17 protein-coding genes are annotated in these 19,536 nt (G+C 66.5%); 10 read left to right on the forward strand and 7 right to left on the reverse strand.

The features are described from left to right. Positions 1-3: 3 nt before the first annotated feature. The 6 genes from ACLD0W_RS07570 (at position 4) to ACLD0W_RS07595 (ending at position 6,595) form a co-directional block, all read left to right on the forward strand. On the forward strand, positions 4-876 hold the full coding sequence (locus tag ACLD0W_RS07570; protein WP_410306887.1) for a DUF692 domain-containing protein: 873 nt from the start codon (positions 4-6) through the stop codon (positions 874-876). Beyond that, positions 854-1,627 carry a putative DNA-binding domain-containing protein gene (locus tag ACLD0W_RS07575; RefSeq protein WP_410306888.1) on the forward strand — a complete coding sequence of 258 codons (774 nt, stop codon included), beginning with the start codon at positions 854-856 and terminating at the stop codon, positions 1,625-1,627. Before ACLD0W_RS07570 ends, ACLD0W_RS07575 begins: the two co-directional genes overlap by 23 nt. 14 nt (positions 1,628-1,641) lie before the next feature. Continuing rightward, on the forward strand, positions 1,642-2,112 hold the full coding sequence (locus ACLD0W_RS07580) for a DoxX family protein (RefSeq protein WP_410306889.1): 471 nt from the start codon (positions 1,642-1,644) through the stop codon (positions 2,110-2,112). Positions 2,113-2,247: 135 nt separating this feature from the next. Continuing rightward, positions 2,248-2,742: a sigma-70 family RNA polymerase sigma factor gene (locus tag ACLD0W_RS07585; RefSeq protein WP_410306890.1), complete on the forward strand. Its 495-nt coding sequence runs from the start codon at positions 2,248-2,250 to the stop codon at positions 2,740-2,742. Positions 2,743-2,793: 51 nt separating this feature from the next. Continuing rightward, positions 2,794-3,738 (forward strand): FecR family protein, encoded by a 945-nt coding sequence (locus ACLD0W_RS07590; RefSeq protein ID WP_410306891.1) that lies wholly within the window; start codon positions 2,794-2,796, stop codon positions 3,736-3,738. A 103-nt stretch (positions 3,739-3,841) separates the two neighbouring features. Continuing rightward, a complete protein-coding gene (locus ACLD0W_RS07595) occupies positions 3,842-6,595 on the forward strand; it encodes a TonB-dependent receptor domain-containing protein (protein ID WP_410306892.1) in 2,754 nt (917 codons plus the stop codon). Here the strand turns inward: ACLD0W_RS07595 and ACLD0W_RS07600 are convergent. The 3 genes from ACLD0W_RS07600 to exbB are packed head-to-tail and all read right to left on the reverse strand — an operon-like array spanning position 6,579 to position 8,760. Continuing rightward, positions 6,579-7,574: a TonB family protein gene (locus ACLD0W_RS07600; protein WP_410306893.1), complete on the reverse strand. Its 996-nt coding sequence runs from the start codon at positions 7,572-7,574 to the stop codon at positions 6,579-6,581. The genes ACLD0W_RS07595 and ACLD0W_RS07600 overlap by 17 nt on opposite strands. Next, positions 7,567-7,995 (reverse strand): TonB system transport protein ExbD, encoded by a 429-nt coding sequence (gene exbD, locus ACLD0W_RS07605; RefSeq protein ID WP_410306894.1) that lies wholly within the window; start codon positions 7,993-7,995, stop codon positions 7,567-7,569. The genes ACLD0W_RS07600 and exbD overlap by 8 nt, the downstream gene beginning before the upstream one ends. Before the next feature lie 3 nt (positions 7,996-7,998). Then, complete coding sequence (gene exbB, locus ACLD0W_RS07610) at positions 7,999-8,760, reverse strand: tonB-system energizer ExbB (RefSeq protein ID WP_410306895.1); 762 nt, start codon at positions 8,758-8,760, stop codon at positions 7,999-8,001. 164 nt (positions 8,761-8,924) lie between these two features. Between exbB and ACLD0W_RS07615 the strand changes: the two genes are divergently transcribed. The 3 genes from ACLD0W_RS07615 (at position 8,925) to ACLD0W_RS07625 (ending at position 14,026) form a co-directional block, all read left to right on the forward strand. Then, positions 8,925-11,504: a PKD domain-containing protein gene (locus tag ACLD0W_RS07615; RefSeq protein WP_410306896.1), complete on the forward strand. Its 2,580-nt coding sequence runs from the start codon at positions 8,925-8,927 to the stop codon at positions 11,502-11,504. 181 nt (positions 11,505-11,685) lie between these two features. Beyond that, on the forward strand, positions 11,686-12,438 hold the full coding sequence (locus tag ACLD0W_RS07620) for a Slam-dependent surface lipoprotein (protein WP_410306897.1): 753 nt from the start codon (positions 11,686-11,688) through the stop codon (positions 12,436-12,438). Positions 12,439-12,640: 202 nt separating this feature from the next. Further along, on the forward strand, positions 12,641-14,026 hold the full coding sequence (locus tag ACLD0W_RS07625; protein ID WP_410306898.1) for a surface lipoprotein assembly modifier: 1,386 nt from the start codon (positions 12,641-12,643) through the stop codon (positions 14,024-14,026). A 236-nt stretch (positions 14,027-14,262) separates the two neighbouring features. On the opposite strand, the gene ACLD0W_RS07630 is transcribed toward ACLD0W_RS07625, so the two are convergent. From ACLD0W_RS07630 to gatC, 4 genes are read right to left on the reverse strand one after another with little or no spacing between them, the layout of a single operon-like run. After that, on the reverse strand, positions 14,263-15,069 hold the full coding sequence (locus tag ACLD0W_RS07630) for a crotonase/enoyl-CoA hydratase family protein (protein WP_410306899.1): 807 nt from the start codon (positions 15,067-15,069) through the stop codon (positions 14,263-14,265). Further along, a complete protein-coding gene (gene gatB / locus ACLD0W_RS07635) occupies positions 15,066-16,526 on the reverse strand; it encodes an Asp-tRNA(Asn)/Glu-tRNA(Gln) amidotransferase subunit GatB (protein WP_410306900.1) in 1,461 nt (486 codons plus the stop codon). Before gatB ends, ACLD0W_RS07630 begins: the two co-directional genes overlap by 4 nt. Further along, a complete protein-coding gene (gene gatA / locus ACLD0W_RS07640; RefSeq protein WP_410306901.1) occupies positions 16,523-17,977 on the reverse strand; it encodes an Asp-tRNA(Asn)/Glu-tRNA(Gln) amidotransferase subunit GatA in 1,455 nt (484 codons plus the stop codon). Before gatA ends, gatB begins: the two co-directional genes overlap by 4 nt. Positions 17,978-17,982: 5 nt before the next feature. Beyond that, positions 17,983-18,270, reverse strand: a complete 288-nt coding sequence (gene gatC, locus ACLD0W_RS07645) for an Asp-tRNA(Asn)/Glu-tRNA(Gln) amidotransferase subunit GatC (protein ID WP_410306902.1) — start codon at positions 18,268-18,270, stop codon at positions 17,983-17,985. 220 nt (positions 18,271-18,490) lie between these two features. On the opposite strand from gatC, the gene ACLD0W_RS07650 reads away from it, so the two are divergent. After that, the gene (locus ACLD0W_RS07650; RefSeq protein ID WP_138774288.1) at positions 18,491-19,528 is read left to right on the forward strand and encodes a rod shape-determining protein; all 1,038 of its coding nucleotides are present in this window, start codon (positions 18,491-18,493) and stop codon (positions 19,526-19,528) included. Positions 19,529-19,536: the final 8 nt, after the last annotated feature.

Consider the following 19,536-nt stretch of genomic DNA (forward strand, 5'->3'; position numbering starts at 1 on the left):
CCGGTGGCCGCGCCCACACCGGGCGCCGGCGTCAGCCTCAAGCCGGAGTATTTTCCCGAGGCCCTGGATTGCCGGGCCGAGGGAATCTGGTTCGAAGTCCACCCGGAAAACTATATGGTGGAAGGCGGGCCCCGGCTCGCCTGGCTGCAAGCCGTCGCCGAGCAACATCCTCTTTCCCTGCACGGCGTGGCGCTGTCCTTGGCGTCGCCGGCCCCGCCGGACGCGGCCCACCTGGCACGCTGGCGTGCCCTGGTGGAGCGGCTAAACCCATTTCTCGTCTCCGAGCATCTGGCCTGGTCCCGGCATCAAGGGCATTACTACCCGGATCTGCTGCCGGTGCCGCGCACCACGGCGGCGTTGCAGGCGGTGGTCGACAACGTCAACCGGGTTCAGGATGTTCTTGGCCGACGGTTGGCGGTGGAGAATCCGAGCCATTATCTGGCACTCGCCGAACACCGCCACGGTGAACCCGAGTTTCTCGACAGCCTGTGCCGACGTACCGGCTGTGGCCTGCTGCTGGATCTCAATAACCTTTATATCAGCGCCCACAATCTGGGCTTCGACGCCCGCGCCTGTCTGGCCGGTTTTCCTTTTGACGCGGTCATGGAAATTCACTTGGCGGGCCACACCGTCGACCCGGGCGAGGGCGAGGGCGAGGACGAGGGTGCTTTGCTGATTGATTCTCACGATGCGCCCGTGGCCGAGCCGGTATGGTCCCTGTACCGGGCGGTGATCGAGCGGGCCGGCCCGCGACCGACACTGATCGAGCGGGATGGCAACTTGCCCGCCTTCGACGTGCTATTGGCGGAGCGGCAACGCGCGCAGCAGCTTTTGAGTCGCGAGGGGGCGGGCCATGTCCGATCAGACCCTGGCTGAATTTCAGACCCGGGTGGTGGCGCGGCTGTCCGCCCCGTCGGTGGCTTCGGAGGCGCCGGGCTGGCGGGTTTACCGCAATACCGTTCTGAAAGGGTGCGTGGATGCGCTGCAAGCCGGGTATCCGGCGGTAACACGTTTGGTGGGCGAGACCTGGTTACGCGCCGCCGCTACCGTCTACGCCCGCGAGCACCCGCCGGGGGACCCGCGGTTGTTTCTTTATGGCGCGGATTTCCCGGTTTTCCTTACCCACTTCAAGCCCGCCGAGGCGTTGCCCTATTTACCGGCGGTGGCACGGCTCGATCGCCTTTGGCAGGAATCCCACGTGGCCGCCGATGCGCCGGTGACGGCCGCGCAAGCCATCGCGGGGCTGGCGCCGGAGCCCTTGTCGCGGTTGGTGTTGGCGCCGCACCCGGCGGCCCGTTGGGCGTGGTTCGAGGGCGTGCCGGCCTACACGCTTTGGCGTGCCAACCGTGAGCATCGGACACCGCCCGCCGCTCTGAACTGGGACGGCGAGGGCGCCCTGTTGACGCGCCCGGAGGCCAGCGTCCGTTGGCAACCCTTGTCGGCGGCGGGCGTCGCGTTGCTGAACGCCTGTGCCCTGGGGCGGCCGGTGATGGAGGCCGCCGCCGAGGCGCTGGCTCTTCATCCGGGTACGGATTTGTCGTTATTGATCGCCGCGCTGCTTAAGGCCGGAGCCTTCACGGCGGTGGCACGCCAGGCCGACGCCCTAGGCCGGACCAACCCCCAATGAAAGGAGAAAGCGGTATGCCTTTATCCCCGAGCGGGCTCGCCCGTGCCAGCGCCTTATGGCTGCACCGTATGCTGCCTCAAGCCTTGTTGTTGTTGCTGGCGCGTGTCGCCGTGGCGGCGGTGTTCTTTCTTTCCGGGCGGACCAAGGTGGACGGTTGGCTGACGCTTAAGGACAGCACCTACACCCTGTTCCGCTACGAATACGCGTTGCCGGTTCTGCCGCCCGAGTGGGCCGCCCATCTTGCCACCTACGCCGAGCATCTGTTTCCGGTTCTGCTGGTTCTGGGTTTGTGCACGCGGCTGTCCGCTCTGGCGTTGCTGGCGATGACCCTGGTGATCCAGGTCTTCGTTTATCCGGACGCCTGGCCGACCCATCTGAGCTGGGCGGCGCTGCTGCTGCCGTTGGTGGGGCGTGGTGGGGGGCCGCTTTCTCTGGACCGATGGTTGATCAAGGGGCTGCGGGGGCTGGACGGGACCACCACCTGACCGTTCAGCTTGTTGCCGCTTGAGAGTGTCTGTCCGGGAGATCATTGTAATGAGAATCATTTTTGTTTAGATTCGGTGTCCTCGGGCGGCGACCAGGGTTCGGCAAGGAGCCTTTATCAAGCGGGTGGGGAACGGGTGAAATACACCGACAGCAATCTCAAGGCGTATCTGGATCACCGTGCCGCGCTGGTGGACTACGTCACCTCCATCGTCGGCTGTCGGGCTCGTGCCGAGGACCTGGTTCAGGATGCCTTTCTGCGTTTCGTGCCCGACGGTCGGCGGCCGACCGGTTCCGGCGTGGCCTACCTGTACCGCATCGTGCGCAACCTGGCGATTGATTTCACCCGCCGCTCGGCCATGGAGAGCCGCCACCAGAACGAAGAAACGGTGGAGTGGCTCAAGCCGCGCGAAGAAAGCAGCCCCGAGCAGACCGCCATGCAGCACGACCGTCTGGATCGCCTGGCCGGCGTGTTGGACGGCTTGCCCCGGCGCCAGCGTCTGGCCATCGAAATGCACCGGGTCGGTGGCTATACTCTGGCGGAAATCGCCGAGCGGCTGGAGGTGTCCACGGCCACCGCCCACCGCCTGGTTCGCGACGCCATGGCGCATCTTGCCGCCGCCCTGGATTAGGGCAGGCCCTAAGCCCGGTTTCGCGCCACGAAGCCCAGCCCCGGATCGAACATGGAACATTCCGATAAGCCCGCCGACGACGCGCTGTTGCGTGAGGCCAGTGACTGGAAGCTGCGGCTGGACGAAGCGCCGCGGGACCCGGCCCTGCGGCGCGCCTGCGCCGACTGGCGGGCCCGGGATGAGCGCCACGAGAACGCCTGGCGGCGGGTCAGCGAGGCCTGGGCGCTGATCGGCGACCTGCCGGTGCAGCGGCAGCGATGGCCGGGGCACGGCGAGGCGCCGGTCCGCCACCGGCGCTGGCCGCGCGGGGCCGCCCTGGCGCTGGCCGCCTGTTTGCTGTTGGCCCTGATGCCCGCCGCCTGGCGTTACTGGCAGGCGGATTATCGCACCGGGGTGGGGCAGACGCTCGCCGTGACGCTGTCCGATGGCAGCGCCGTGGTGCTGGGTGCCGACAGCGCTCTGGCCGAGGCATTCAGCGACGGTGAGCGCCGTGTGCGGTTGCTGCGCGGTGAAGCCTTCTTCGAGGTGGCCGCCGATCCACGCCCCTTTCTGGTGGTGGCCGATGAGGTGCGGGCCCGGGACATCGGCACCGCCTTCAGCGTCCGCGAGGGCGACGGCAGCTACGGCGTCGGCGTCAGCCACGGCGAAGTGGCGGTCAGTTACCGGGGCGGGCGGGCCCGCCATTTGTTGCCCGGCGACCAGTGGGCCCTGGACCGCGCCAGCGGCGCCGCCCGCGTGCAACGGTCGGCGCCGGACCGGGTGGCGGTCTGGCGCCAGGGTCGGCTGTTCGTACAGGACCGCACCCTGGCGGATCTGGCGGACACCCTGGAACGCCACGCCCGCGGTTACATCCTGATCGCCGACGGCGCCCTGGCCGCGCGCCGGGTCACCGGCAGCTACGACCTCACCGACGTGGACGCCGCCCTGGCGGCCATGGTCCAGCCCCACGGTGGCCGCGTGCTGCGGATCACGCCGCTTCTGCGCATCGTGCTTTGATTTGACCGCTCCCTGAAAAAACGCCCCGCCTCATTCGTTGTTCCCCCGTGATCGCATTGCAATGCGTCGTATTCACATTCGCATCCCGGGGAGACAAGGAAGCATGATACTGAGTGACCGACCGGACCACCGACGGCCGTCGCCGCCGTTCTGGCCGCTGGCGTTTTGCGTGCTGGCCTTGATGGCACTGTTGCCGGCCGGCGGCGCGCTCGCCGACGAGGGCACCGAGTTCGATATTCCCGCCCAGTCCCTGCCCGGCGCCCTGGACCGCTTCGCCCAGCAGTCCGGTTACCAGGTCACCGCCGACGCCGATGAGTTGGGCGAGCGCCGTTCCCGGCCGGTGGCCGGCCGGCTGCCGGTACCGGTCGCTCTGGACCGGCTGCTCGATGGCACCGGTCTGAGCTGGTACTTCGGCGCCGGCAAAACCGTGGTGGTACGTGCCCTGAGCGGGTTGGGCGATGCCCGGATGCTGCCGGCGGTGAAGGTGCAGGGCGATGGCCCCCGCCAGTCCGCCGCCGCGGACCGGCCCTACGCCACCGCCGGCTCCTCCGCCTATATCGGCCAGCAGGACATTGAACGTTTTCGTGGCCTGTCCGTGGGCGATATGTTCAAGGGCACCACCGGGGTGCTGGTGGCGGAGAACCGCAACAGCGGCGGGCTCAATATCAACATCCGCGGCATGCAGGGCCAGGGCCGGGTGCCGGTGCTGGTGGACGGCGCCCGCCAGGAGACCACCGTCTACCGGGGCTACGCCGGGGTCACCAGTCGCAGCTATATCGATCCGGATCTGATCGGCGGCGTGGAAATCGACAAGGGCCCCACCATGGGTGCCAGCGGCACCGGTGCCATCGGTGGCCTGGTGAGCATGCGCACCCTGAACGCCGACGACATCGCCAAACCCGGCAACGACTGGGGGCTGCGTTTACGCGGCAGCCTGGTGGGCAACAACAGCGGCTCGCCGGCGCCGATCGGCACCCAGGCCGGTTACAACGTGGGGGGCCTGGGCACCCCGTCCCATTACCGCACCGACTGCCTGCCGGGCAGCTCGCTGTGCGAAGGCATCTATGATCTGGACAACGCCTATCCGCCGGACGGCTCCATGGACCGGCCGGGACTGCTGGACTTCGACGGCCACGCCGGCAGTCTGGCGGCGACCCGGCGTCTGGCCGGCGCCGATCTGGTCGCCGCGTACGCGCAACGTCGCCAGGGCAACTACTTCGCCGGTGAACACGGCCCCACGCCCGGCCTGGATCTGTCGGAGCGCTATGACCGGGGGTTTTACACCGAAGTCCGCCCGGACGTGGACGGCGCTTCGCGCATCCGCGGTGGCGAGGAAGTGGTCAACACCCACTTCGAAAGCGAGTCCCTGCTGCTCAAAACCCGACTCTATCCCAGCGACGAGCACACCCTGGACCTCAGCTACCTGCGCTACGACAGCGAGTACGGGGAGCTGATGCCCTCGGAGCTGCTGTGGCTGGGCCGCATCAAGCAGACCCGTCCTTCCGAGGTCATCGCCAACACCTACACCGCCCGCTATCAGTGGCAGCCGCTGGGCAATGACTGGCTGGATATCGACAGCCATGTCTGGCACACCGACACGGAAAGCCGCAACAACAGCTACTCCGACGAGATGCTGGCGCTGCTGGAGGCGCGCCCCGGCACCGAGATCTATCAGCGCTGGGGCGGTGATTTGAGCAACACCACCTCCGTGCCGCGCTTTGGTGACCTGCAGTTTCGTTACGGCCTGGCCTGGCAGCGGGAGGAAGTGGAACCGAAACGCTACCAGGACGGTGACGGCTTTGGCTTGCGCGATGGCGAGCGCGAGGAAACCAGTGGCTTCCTGGCGGTGAAATGGACCTTCGTGCCCACCCTGACGCTGGACGCGGGCATCCGCTACACCCGTTACCAGTCCTCCGACCGCCGACCCACCGAGGTCGATGACCCGACCAGCGATTTCTGCGTGGACGGCGATGGCGACGGCGCCTGCGATCCGCTCTACAACGATTTCAGCGATTCCGGCTCGGCGCCGATGGCCAGTCTGCTGTGGGAACCGCTGCGCGGCCTGCAGTTTTTCGCCAAGTACTCCGAGGCCCTGCGCATGCCCAGCCTGTTCGAAACCACCACCGGCTTTTCCGTGGCGGCCGCGCCCGGCCAGCGCATCAAGCCGGAGCGCGCCGAGAACAAGGAGGTGGGCATGAACATTCTCAAGGACGACCTGTTCGCCGGTGGCGACGCGCTGCGGCTCAAGCTGGCCTATTTCCAGAATCGCACAGAGGACTACCTGACCCGCACGCTCCCCAATACCTGGGACGACACCAGCATCGGCCAGAACGCGGCGCTGTTCCGCATTCAGAACCTGGAGAGCGTGGAATTCCACGGTCTGGAACTGTCCCTGGAATACGATCTGGGCTGGGTTTACACGGAACTGGGCGGCACCCGCTACAACAACATCGAGTTGTGCCACGAGGGCAGCTACCGGCGCCAGCGCTGCACCGATTACGGCGTGGCCAGCAGCTACATCAACAATATGATCCCGCCCAACTGGCAGGCCAACGCCACCCTCGGCTTCCGGCTGTTCGACCGGCGCCTGGAAGTGGGCGCGCGCAATACCTGGATGGGGGCCCGCAACCGGGTGCCGGAGTACAACGATCAGACCGCCGGCCGCTTCGCCCGCCCGATCCCCTGGCACAAGTATTCGATTCTGGATGCGTTCGTGACCTGGACGCCCAACGACACCCTGTCGGTGGACTTCAACGTGGACAACGTCACCGACCAGTATTATCTGGACGCCCTGAGCCTGGGCATGGTGCCGGCGCCGGGCCGCACCGCCCGGCTCGGCGTCACCGTGAGTTACTGAGGAAGAACTCCACCGGCACCACGAACTCCAGCCGTTGCCCGGCCAGCGCCTTGGGCGGGCGCGGCAGCGGGGCGGCGCGACGCAGCAGGGCCAGGGTTTCCTGATCCAGCAACGGATAGCCGGAGCTGCGGGCGATGCCACTGGCCAGCACCCGGCCTTCCATGTCCATCTCGAAGCGCAGATAGCTCACGCCTTCCTGGCGCAGCCGCCGGGCCCGGGACGGGTAGCGCTTGGCCTCGTTGAGCCGGCGCAGCAAGGTGTCCCGCCAGCTCGGCACCTGGTTGAGATCGGCCATGGGGCGCTGCACGCCCTGGCGGGGCGCCGCCGCCCGTTCCGATTGCCGGGCGGCGTCCGGCGGCGCGCTGGCGGTGGAGGCCGTCGCGTCGCTGGAGGCCTTTTCCGGGGAGGGGGATTCCGCCGCTTGTTCGGTCGGTGGCGGTTCCGGCGTCGGGTCCGGTTGGGGCGCCCGTTGCTCGGGCTGAGGCTCTTTCTGCTCGGGCTGAGGCTTTTCTTGCTCGGGCTGAGGCTCTTTCTGCTCGGGCTGAGGCTCCGCCTCGGGCAGTACCGCCTCCGGCTCGGCGGGGGTGGGGGGTGCCGGAGCGGGGGGCGTGGCCGGTTCGGGCTTTGGTTCAAGCCGGGGTTCAGGTCGGGGTTCCGGGGGCGCCGCCCGGGAGGCCTGGTTGGCCTGGCTTTCAGGGCCCGGCGGCAGTTCCGTGGGGTTGGCCGGGGAGGTGGCCAGCGGCGCCAGTTCCACCACCATCGCCGCCGCCGGGGCGCTGTCCATCGCCGGTGGTGGTGCTCGCCACAGCCACCAGCCCAGTGGCGCCGCGTACACCAGGGTCACCAATAAAGTGGAACTCAGCCAGCGCCGGGTGTCGGCGCTCAGCCGCGGCCCGGCGGCGGCCCCCGGCAGGTCGGGCGGCGGCGCCACCGGCGCCAGTGGTGCCTGGGACGGCCCCGGCCGGCTCAGGTCATTCATCGCCGGCGCTCGCGCCGTCCCGGGCCACCAGGGCCACCTTCAGGTAGCCGGCCTCGCGCAGGCGGTCCAGGGTGCCCATCAGAGTGCCGTAATCCACCCGGCTGTCCGCGCGCAGAAAGATGCGCGGATCCTCGCGGCCCTCGCTGGCGCTGGCCAGCGCCGCCGCCAGGCCGCCGTCGGCCACCGGGGTCTCGCCCAGGGTCAGGGAATGGTCCTCGGCCAGGGTCAGCCAGAGCGGGTCGTCCGGGCGGTCCTGCCGGGCGGCGCTGGCCGCCGGCAGATCCACCTTGATGTCCACGGTGGCCAGTGGTGCCGCCACCATGAAGATGATCAGCAGCACCAGCATCACATCGATGAACGGGGTGACGTTGATCTCGTGGTGTTCCGCCAGTTCGTCGTCGTGGTCGATGCGCAGGCCCACGGCTCAGCCCCCGGCCGGCGCGGCGGCGCGGCGGCTGAGGTCCCGGGACACCAGCCGCAGCACCGCCGCGCTGGTGTCGCCCACCAGCGCCCGGTAGGTCTGCAGGCGCCGCGCGAAATGGTTGTAGATCATCACCGCCGGAATCGCCGCCACCAGCCCCAGGGCGGTGGCCAGCAGGGCCTCGGCGATGCCCGGCGCCACCACCGCCAGGTTGGTGGTGTTGGCCTGGGAGATGCCGATAAAGCTGTTCATGATCCCCCAGACGGTGCCGAACAGGCCCACGAACGGTGCCGTGGCGCCGATGGTGGCGAGTACCCCGGTGCCGCGACCGGCGCGCCGGCCACTGGCCGCTTCCAGCCGTTGCAGGCTGGCGGCGATCCGCTCCTTGAGCCCCTCCCGGTCGTCCAGCACGGCGCTGGAGAGCCGCCATTCCTGCCGGGCGGTGGCCAGGAAGAGACCGGCATCGTGGTCCTCGTCCTCCGCCTGTTCCAGGCTGGCCGCCTGCGTCAGCGCGGCCAGAGCGCGCCGCTGGCGGCGCATCAGCACCGCCAGTTCCCGGCTCTTGGCCAGCAGCACGATCCAGGTGATCGACGAGGCCGCCAGCAGGCCGAGCATTACCGCCTTCACCACCCAATCCGCCTGCCGGAACATGCCCAGCGGTGTCAGATCATGGGGCAGGGTATCGGCGCCGGCGGGTGCCGCGACCCCTACCAGCGAAAGGACAAGCAGCGCGACAGCGGGCCGCGCCAGACATTGAGGCAACATGCGTTTTTTCCCAAGGTGATGCATCCACCCTAATAACGAAGCCCGGCCAGGGAATTTTCAGCGTTTCTCGTCGGGGTGAAAAATCCCGGCGTCTGACTCGTTATAGGGCTGTAAATGAGAATCACCCTCAAAGGGTGCGACGCTTTCCTTGGGAGATACCCCTTATGGCCGTGCTGATCAGATCAATGTCCCTGTTTTGTTTGTTGCTGGCGCTTGCCGCCTGCGGCGGTGGTGGTGGCGGAGGGGGCGGCGACGCCGTGGACCGCCCCCAGGCCCGCGCCAGCGCCGACATCCTGGAAGTGAACGCCGGTGAAGGCACGGTGCAACTGGACGGCAGCGCCAGCACTTCGCCCAACGGCGACATCACCACCTGGGAATGGCGCTTCCTGAGTCGCCCGGAGGGCAGCGAAGCCACCCTGGACGGCGCCGACACCGACCGGGCCAGTTTCACCCCGGACCTGCCCGGCACCTACGTGATTCGCCTGGTGGTCAACGATGGCACCGCCGGCAGCGGCGACACCAGTGCCAGCCGGGTGACCATCACCGCCCTTAATCCCAACCCGCTGGCGGTGGTGCCCGACCAGATCAATTGGATTCTCGGTACCGTGCAGCTGGACGGCTCACGCAGCTTGCCGCCGGACGGTGGTGATGCCAGCCAACTGGTCTATGACTGGACGCTGACGCAAAAGCCCGGGGGGAGCGCGGCGGAGCTGGACGATGGCAGCCAGGTTTATCCTCGCTTCACCGCCGATGAGGTCGGGCTTTACCAGGCCCGGCTGGTGGTGCGCTATGGCGACAAGGTGAGCCAGCCGGACACCGTGGACATCAATATCGTCGAGGCCAACGCCGTCCCCGTGGCGCGTATTCAGGCACCCACTGACGTAACCCGTGGCGACACCGTGGAACTGGATGGCAGCGGCAGCGAGGACGCGGACGGTGACAGCCTGCAATACCGGTGGCGTTTCATTCAGAGCCTGCCGCGCGGTTCCAACGCTCAACTGAGCAGCACCACCAGCGCCCAGACCCGCTTCGTGGCCGACTCCGCCTATGGCTCGGGCCGCTATAACGTGGAGCTGTGCGTGTTCGACGGCGTCTCCCGGAACTGCACCAGCGCGCGTATCGAGGCTGCCCCCGCGGACGGGCAAGCCAACACCGCGCCGGTGGCGGTGATCAACCCGGGCAACGGCGATACGTTCGAAGCGGAACGCGGCGCGGAGGTCACCGTGAGCAGCGGCGCCTACGATGTGGACGGCGACGCCCTGACGCACACCTGGGAGATGGTCGCCCACCCGAGCGGCTACGATCCGGATGGCGCCAATGGCCTGGAGCCCGGCAGCTACTGTTCCGCCACCTACTGCCCGGCCACCTTCACCCCCACCGTGGACGGCAACTACCGGGTGCGGCTGACGGTGTCCGACGGTGAAGCCGAGGCCTCCACCGAGGAGACCTTCACCGCGCGCCTGGGCGCCAACCGGGCGCCTTCCGCCCGGGCGGCGATCGCCGGCGGCACACCCACCACCCTGGTGGGCAATCCGATTACCCTGGACGGTGAGGGCAGCTCCGATCCGGACGATAACCGTCTGAGCTATCAGTGGACGCTGGTCCAGCAGCCGGATAACAGCCAGGCACAATTACAACGCGCCAATACGGCGTTTCCCGCGCTGACCCCGGATCGGGCCGGTGCCTATGTGGTGGCCCTGATGGTCACCGACGAACATGGCGCGCGGAGCAGCTACACGCCGGGCAACAGCCTCTACGAAGTGGTGGTGCTGGCGAAAACCACGAATACGCCACCGATCACCCGGCTGTACAAGGGAACCTCCGGACAGGCCGGCTACGAGAACCGGTTTGGCGCGGAGCGGCAATATCCGAACTACGACCCGTTGCAGCCTTTCGCGATCACTCATCAGTGGCTGGACAGTGGCACAACCGGGTTCCGGGCCGACCAATTCAAACTGGAAGCGGACAGCACCGATCCGGACGGCGATACCCTCAGTCACCTCTGGACCCTGGTCAGCGCTCCGGCGGGCAATCGCATGCAGGTGAATTCGTCCTCCGGCATGGATACCCGTGGCGAGGGCACCTGCGTGGAACCCTGGACGCCAGCGAGTCAGGAGAGCTGGCCGGCCTTCCGGGAACGTATCGAGGCTTTTACGGAGTGGCCGTGTGCCGGCCCCGCGTTTTCTCCGACGCTGCCAGGCGTTTTCGTGTTCCAGTATCAGGTCTACGACGGCAGCGAATTCGCCGGACCGTTCACGGCCACGGTCCATGCCGTGGAACGGGCCAGTTATCCGACCTTGTTGATGGAAGTCCCTTCAAAAAAACTGGCGGCGCAGCCATCCGCGATCGATGTGCAGGCGTTCTTTCCGCTTACCCTGCGTAATGCCTTCAATATTTCGCACCTATACCCCTGGAAGGGCCCGGACATCGACGTGGAACGTTTCCGGCTCACCGCCTTCGGCGGTGACTATACGCTGGTGAACGTGGACAGCGGCTCGGAGAATATGAATTACAGTGCGTCGTTCCTGGATACGGCCAGCGGTGAAACCGTGACCGATGGCTACGTGATCGCCGAAGGGGAGACCGTGGAACTCCTGTATCGGGTCAACATCGCGGGTGAGACGCCACCGACGAGCGTTATGGAAGCGGCGCAGATGCTGCAGCGATTGAAGGACGGCAACATCCGCGGCGGCTTCAGCGTACGGGAACAACCGGGCTGGACGGTAACCATCGACGAGTATTAAGCCGTTACGTTTTTTTGGTGCATGACCCACCGGGCCTTCGGGCCCGGTTTTTTTGTGATGGGCCACTAAAATTTTCTGTCGGCAATGAAAAAGCGCGTCTCCGCTCTCGTTATCCATATGAGAATGCGAACTCTTCGCATTTCCGTAAGTGTCCATCAATAACGGATCAAGGAGTAGAGCAATGAAAGAGATGACCTTCAAAGCGGCGCTGGCCGTGGCGGCCCTGTCCGCCGCTTCGCTTACCCAGGCGGCGGTGGTCGGCGGCGAGAGCGACAACACCTACGTGGAGGCCGGTACCTCCACGGTGGACGCCGGGCCGCACACGTCGGGCCTGGCCGGCATCGGCGTGGAAACCAACTCCATGAACATCGATGACAAGGTGGATTTCCAGTTTCTGTCCGCTTTCTCACCCTCCGATATCGACGGAGTGCATACCCTGAGCTCGCCGATTGACGTGGACGATCCCGATCACAGCGGCATGGGCGTGTTCAGCTTCGCCCAGGCCGGCAGCGAGGACGTCTGGTTCGGCGAATGGTCCGAAGCCGGTGGCCCGAACTTCGAGCACCGGGCCGTGTACTACGTGGGTGAGAAGGGCAATGTGGACGCCACCATGCCGACTACCGGCCAGGTGGATTACACGGTGACCGGGATCAATCAACATACCGCCGGTGGCGCGCTCAGCGGGACTCTGACCGCGGACTTCAGCGGCAACACGGTGACCGGTGATTTCAGTAATGCCGGGCTCTACGTTGATGTAAACGCCAGCATCAGTGGCTCCTCGTTCGCCGGCACCGCGACCGCCATTGGTGGCGCGGGTACCGAGACCGGCGTCAGCGTGGGTGAATTCTACGGCAGCAACGCCGCCGCCCTGGCCGGCATGGCCACCTTCAGCGGCAACAGCGACTACGACACCGCCTTTGGTGGGGCCCGCTAACACCCGCTTCGTTCGCTGACCAGGCCGGCTTCGGAAAGGACACCGACCGGCCTTCCCGTCGCAAGGATTTCGCTGCCCCATGGCTTTTCTTTTCTGCTCCTCGTTGGGCTACAAAGTGCGTGGCGTTTACGGCCTCGTTTTTTTGCTTTTTATCCTTCCTGTTCCGGCTGTCCATGGCGCGGACCAGGACACCGAGCTTCGCTTGAACCAGGGCCTGGAACGTTCCGCCCGGGAACGTGAACAGGACCTGCTGGAGGAGGAACGCGCCAAGGACCGGCCACTGCCCGATTTGATCATTAACGGTAGGACCTACGCGGTACAAAACAACCGCGACGATCTGGGCCGGGCGTTGTACGTGGCGTTACGCCATCGGAACTGGTTGGCGGCGGCCCGTTTTCTGGATGCCTACCGGGCGCTGGACAATCCGGATCCACTGCTGCTGCATTATGCCCAGGGTAAACTGGCGCGCCTGCGCGGCGAGCTGGACACCGCGGAGGCGGAGTTCCGTACCTTGCTGGCACTAAAACCGGACTTCCTGCCGGGCCGGCTGGAACTGGCCCGGGTGCTGTTCGAGAACCATGAGACCTGGGAGGCGCGCCGCCGATTCCGTGCCATCCGGGAGCAACTGCCCGACGGCGATGCTCGGGTGGAGGGCGTGCGTGCTACGGTCACCGCGTTTCTGCAAGCGATCGCCGAACGGGGCAGCTGGCAGGGCAGGTTGGCGGCCGGCCCGGGCTACAGTGACAACGTGAACCTGAGTTCCGAAAGCGAGACCTGTCTGCTGATGTTCAGCAATGGTGCCTGCTTTATCCGCCGGTCGGCGCCGGAGGCCATCGAAACCGAAAGCCTGGGCTTCGAGGCGGCGGTGGAAAAAACGCTCTTTCTGCCGGGCCACCACGGCCTGTTCCTGCGCGGGTTGGCCTATGGCGACCGCTATCGGGATCACAGCATCTACAATCAGAGCACCTACAGTCTGGCCGCCGGCTACCGGTATCGGAACGCGCGCAACCGTTACGCGCTGTCGCCGCTGTTCGAATACACCGATTACGGCAATGACGCGCTCTACCAGGCCTGGGGCGGGCGCGCCGAATGGATGCATTACCGCTCGCCGCGCACCGCCTTCAAGCTGGAAGCGGAGCACAAGCATCTGCGCTATGACAGGGACGCCTATGCCCGTTTCGATGGGCCTTCGCGGGCGTTGTACGCCACCCTGTGGCATCGGCTGGGAACGGACTGGACCCTGTTCGGCGGGTTCGATGGACTGGATCGTGACACCCGTGAGGCGATCAGTTCCTACCGGCAATACGGCGTGCGCCTGGGCGTGGCGAAGCCATTGCTGCCAGGCATCGATCTGACCGTGTTCGCATCGCTTCGCGAAAAGCGCTACGACGCCTACAGCGCTTTGCTCGACGCGCGCCGCGAGGATCGGGAGCAGCGTCACATCGCGGTACTCAGTGCGCCGCGCTGGTCCCTGGCCGGCCTGGTGCCCAGCCTTAATCTGGAGCACACCCGGGTGCGCAGCAATGTGGACTGGCTTTACAGCTACCAGGAAAACGCCGCCAGTCTGAAGTTCGAGTGGCGCTTTTAGACGTCGGGCCGCGCCCCCTGGCCGGTGCCCACGATTTGCACGTCGTGTTCGGTGTGATCCGGCGGAGGCGGCTCAGGACCCGCCCGGCCAGGCGTTCAAGAATGTCCTGCAGGCTGGCGGGGCCACGGCTCCCGGAGGGCGCTCAGAATGTGTTCCTCGTTATCGCCCCTGGACATGGTGATTGGCCGTATATTGGCCGTATTTGGAAAATACGGCCACGGAAGGGGATCTAAGGCTCAGTAATTCCGTTGCCGGTTGCGGAAGGCCGGGGCCCGTTTCTTGAGGTTGGCGGCCATGGCTTCGCCCTGGTTTTTGCCGCGCAGCAGCTTGAACTGGAGACGGGATTCTTCGTGGAAGGCCTGGTCCTCGGACTGGTTCCAGGTGCGCTGGAACAGGGCCTTGGTGGCGCTCACCGCGTCCGGGGAGCGTTCCAGCAGGGCGCGGGCCAGGGCCAGGCTTTCGGCGCGCGGGTCCTCGGCGACCCGGGTCACCAGGTTGAGTTGTTTGGCTTCCAGCGCGTCGAAGCGGCGGCCGGTCATGGCCAGTTCCTTGGCCACGTCCAGGGGCACCAGCTCGCGCAGGGTGACGGTGCCGGTCATGTCCGGGATCAGCCCCCATTTGATTTCCATCACCGACAGTTCGCAGTCCGGCGCGGCGACGCGGAAGTCCGCGGCCAGGGCCAGCTGCAGGCCGCCGCCGTAGCAGTAGCCGTGCAGCTCGGCGATCACGGGCACCGGCAGCTCCCGCCAGGCCCAGCAGGCTTTCTGGAACAGGTTGGTTTTCCTGACCCCGAATTTGGTGAACGCCAGCAGCATCTTCATCGGCGTTTTGGTGACGGTGCCGAAATCCAGGCCGGCGCAGAACGCCTTGCCCGCGCCGCGCAGAATCACCACCCGCACGTCCCGGTTCTTCTTCAGGGCGCCGGCGGCTTTCACCAGCGCCTGCAGGGTTTCCAGGTCCAGGCCGTTGTATTTGTCCGGCCGGTTCAGAGTGACGGTGGCGATGTGGTTTTCGATGGACAGCGTGACGCGGGATTCGCTCATGGGGTCAGCTTCTCCTGCAGCAGCTGATTCACCTGCTGCGGGTTGGCCTTGCCCTGGGTGGCCTTCATCACCTGGCCGACGAAGAAGCCGATTTTCTTTTTACGCTTGGCCTCGTCGGCGCTCCGGTAATCCTCCACCTGGGCGGGGCTGTCGGCGATGATCTGGTCGATGATTTTTTCCAGTTCACCGCTGTCGCTCATCTGCTTGAGGCCTTGGGATTCGATGATCTGATCCGGGCTGCCGTCGCCGGCCCAGCAGGCTTCGAACACCTGTTTGGCGATCTTGGAGCTGATGGTGCCGTCCTTGATGCGCTGGATCAGCTGCCCCAGGTGCTCGGCGGGCACCGGGCAGTGGGCGATGTCCAGGTCCTCGGCGTTGAGCTTGGCGGCCAGATCGCCCATCACCCAGTTGGCGGCCAGCTTGGCGTCGCCGCCGTGGTCGGCGGCGGTCTCGAAATAGCGCGCCGTGGCGATGGAGGCGGCCAGCAGGGCGGCGTCGTAATCGGACAGCTGGTAGGCGTCCATGAAGCGCGCCTTGCGGGCGTCCGGCAGCTCCGGCATTTCCGCGCGCAGGGCCTCGATGTCCTCCTCGCTGACCAGCACCGGCAGCAGGTCCGGGCAGGGGAAGTAGCGATAGTCGTTGGCGTCTTCCTTGGTGCGCATGGAGCGCGCGGTATTGGTGTCGCCGTTGTAGAGACGGGTCTCCTGAACAATCTCGCCGCCGTCCTCGAGCACATCGATCTGACGCTCCACTTCCAGCTTGATGGCTTTTTCCATGAAGCGGAACGAGTTCAGGTTCTTGGTCTCGGTGCGGGTGCCCAGGGGCTCGCCGGGGCGGCGCACGGAAATGTTCACGTCGAAGCGCATGTTGCCCTGGGACATGTCGCCGTCGCAGATGCCCAGGGAGGTGACGATGGCGTGCAGCTGGCGGGCGAAGGCCACCGCTTCCTCGGCGTTGCCCATGTCCGGTTCGGAGACGATCTCGATCAGCGGCGTGCCGGCCCGGTTCAGGTCGATGCCGGTCTGGCCATGAAAGTCTTCGTGGAGCGACTTGCCGGCGTCTTCTTCCAGGTGCGCATGGTGGATGCGCACGCTTTTCTCGGTGCCGTCCTCAAGACGGATCAGCACTTCGCCGGCGCCGACGATGGGCTCCGCCAGCTGAGTGGTCTGGTAGCCCTTGGGCAGGTCCGGATAAAAATAATTTTTCCGTTCGAACACGGAACGGCGGCCGATGTCCGCGTTGATCGCCAGGCCGAAGCGCACCGCGTTGCGGATCGCTTCCTTGTTGACCACCGGCAGGGTGCCGGGCATGCCCAGGTCGATCAAACTGGCGTGGCGGTTCGGCTCATCGCCGGTGGCGGTGCTGGCGCCGGAAAAAATCTTCGAGCGGGTGGCCAGCTGCACGTGCACTTCCAGCCCGATCACCACTTCCCAGCCGTTAAAGAGAGAGGAACTCATTGAAACGCTCCCGGAATCCGAAGGTGCCAGTCGGTGGCCAGTTGGTAGCGGTGCGCCACATTGAGGACGCGGCCTTCCTGGAAGTAGTTGCCGATCACCTGGGTGCCGGCGGGCAGGCCATCAATAAAGCCGCTGGGCATGGACAGGGCCGGCAGGCCGGCCAGGTTCACGGCGATGGTGAACACGTCCGCCATGTACATGTTGACCGGGTCGTCGGCCTTGGCACCCAGTTGGAAAGCGGTTTCCGGGCTGGTGGGGCCGATCAGCACGTCCACGTCCTTGAAGGCGCGGGCGAAGTCGTCGCGGATCAGCCGGCGGACTTTCTGGGCCCGTTTGTAGTAGGCGTCGTAATAGCCGGCGGACAGCGCGTAGGTGCCCACCAGGATGCGGCGCTTCACTTCCGCGCCGAAACCCTCGGAGCGGGACCGCTTGTACAGGTCTTCCAGGTCCTTGGGATCGTCGCAGCGGTAACCGAAGCGCACGCCGTCGAAACGCGAAAGGTTGGAGCTGGCCTCCGCCGGGGCAATCACATAGTAGGCGGGCACCGACAGCTTGATGCTGGGCAGGGACACCTTGATCAGCTTCGCGCCCTGCTTTTCCAGTTCGCGCAGGGCCTCACGGGCGTTGTCGGCGATGGCGCCGTCCAGATTGTCCGGGAAAAATTCCTCGGGCACGCCGATGCGCAGGTCGTCCAGGCTCTGGTCCAGGCCGCCCAGGTAATCGTCCACCGGCTCGTTGAGGCAGGTGGAGTCCTTGGCATCATGACCGGCCATGGCCTGCAGCATCAGCGCGCAATCGGCGGCGCTCAGGCCCAGGGGGCCGGCCTGATCCAGGCTGGAGGCGAAGGCGATCATGCCCCAGCGGGACACTCGCCCGTAGGTGGGCTTGAGGCCGGTGACGCCGTTCAGGGCCGCCGGCTGGCGGATCGAGCCGCCGGTGTCGGTGCCGGTGGCGGCGGGGGTCAGCCGCGCCGCCAGGCTGGCGGCGGCGCCACCGGAGGAGCCGCCGGGTACCCGCTCGGTGTCCCAGGGGTTGCGCACCGGGCCGTAGAAGCTGGTTTCGTTGGAGGAGCCCATGGCGAACTCGTCCATATTGGTCTTGCCCAGCATGATGGCGCCTTCGCGGGCCATGTTCTCCACCACCGTGGCGGTGTAGGGGGCCACGAAGTTGTCCAGCATCCGCGAGCCGCAGCTGGTGCGCACGCCCTCGGTACAGAAAATGTCCTTGTGGGCGATGGGCAGGCCGGTGAGCAGGCGGTGATCGCCGGCGGCGATGGCCTGGTCGGCGGCATCCGCCTGGGCCAGGGCCTGCTCGCGGGTGACGGTGATAAAGCTGTTCAGCTCGCCGTCGCGGGCCTGGATACGGTCCAGAAAGTGCTCGGTCAGCTCGCGGGCGGAAAAATCCTTCGCCTGCAGGCCGGCTTTCAGTTCGGTCAGGGTCTTGTCATGCATGGCGGTTACTCAATCACCCGGGGTACCAGGAAACAGCCGTCCTCGCTGGCCGGCGCCAGGGGCAGCACCTTGTCGCGCACGTCCGGCTCATCGACCTGGTCGTCGCGCAGGGGCTGGCTCACCTCCAGGGGGTGGGCCAGGGGTTCCACCTCGCCCACGTCCGCCTGCTGCAGCTGATCGACCATGCCGAGGATTTCGTTGAGCCGCTCGGAGAGCGCCTCGCTCTCGCCGTCGTCCACCTGCAAACGGGCCAGATGGGCCACGCGCGCCACCACCCGGGAATCAATGGCCATGGGGTTCTCCGCAAATCTGGGGGAAAGGCGGGAAAATACCACATCCGGGGGTGCCTTGTGGATACGAAGTGGCGACGCGGCCCGCGGAGACGGGCGGCTCTCCTTGCCGATTCCCCCCGCCGTTGCTAGAGTTGCGCCATCTTGTTGCCGGCGCGTGACGATCCCCGCCGGCGGCCCCGCTTCTTCTTTTCGAACTCTCAGGAAACAGGCCAGGATGTCCGTGATCAAGCGCATTCGGGGGATGTTCTCCACCGACCTTTCCATCGACCTTGGCACCGCCAACACCCTTATTTACGTGCGCGGCCGCGGTATCGTCCTCGACGAACCCTCGGTGGTGGCCATTCGCCACCACGGCGCGCAGAAAAGCGTCGCGGCGGTGGGCGCCGACGCCAAGCGGATGCTGGGTCGCACGCCGGGCAACATCACCGCCATCCGGCCCATGAAGGACGGCGTGATCGCCGACTTCGACGTGACCGAGAAGATGCTGCAGTACTTCATCAAAAAAGTGCATGACACCGGCTTCTTCCCGCCCGCGCCCCGGGTGTTGGTGTGCGTGCCCTGTAAATCCACCCAGGTGGAACGCCGCGCCATCCAGGATTCCGCCTTCGGCGCCGGCGCTCGCGACGTGTACCTCATCGAGGAGCCGGTGGCGGCCGCCATCGGCGCCGGCCTGCCGGTGGAAGAGGCGCGCGGCTCCATGGTGGTGGACATCGGCGGCGGCACCACCGAGATCGCCCTGATCTCCCTGAACGGCGTGGTCTACTCCGAATCCGTGCGCACCGGCGGCGACCGCTTCGACGAGGCCATCGTCGCCTTCGTGCGCAAGGAATACGGCTCCCTGATCGGCGAATCCACCGCCGAGCGCATCAAGCACGAGATCGGCACCGCCTACCCGGGCGGCGAGATCCTGGAAATCGACGTGCGCGGTCGTAATCTGGCCGAGGGCGTGCCGCGCCAGTTCACCCTCAATTCCGAGGAAATCCTGGAAGCGCTCAAGGATCCGTTGTCGGTGATCGTCAACGCGGTCAAGAACGCCCTGGAAGCCTCGCCGCCGGAACTGGCCAGCGACATCGCCGAACGCGGCCTGGTGCTCACCGGCGGCGGCGCGCTGCTGCGCGACATCGACCGGCTGCTCTCCGAGGAAACCGGCCTGCCGGTGATCATCGCCGACGACCCGCTCACCTGCGTGGCCCGTGGCGGTGGCAAGGCCCTGGAATTGATGGATACACAGGGTCTGGACATGCTGGCCATGGGGTAACGGTTCTT

Origin of the sequence: Alloalcanivorax sp. C16-1 (assembly GCF_046507805.1) — a bacterium.
Lineage (GTDB): Bacteria > Pseudomonadota > Gammaproteobacteria > Pseudomonadales > Alcanivoracaceae > Alloalcanivorax.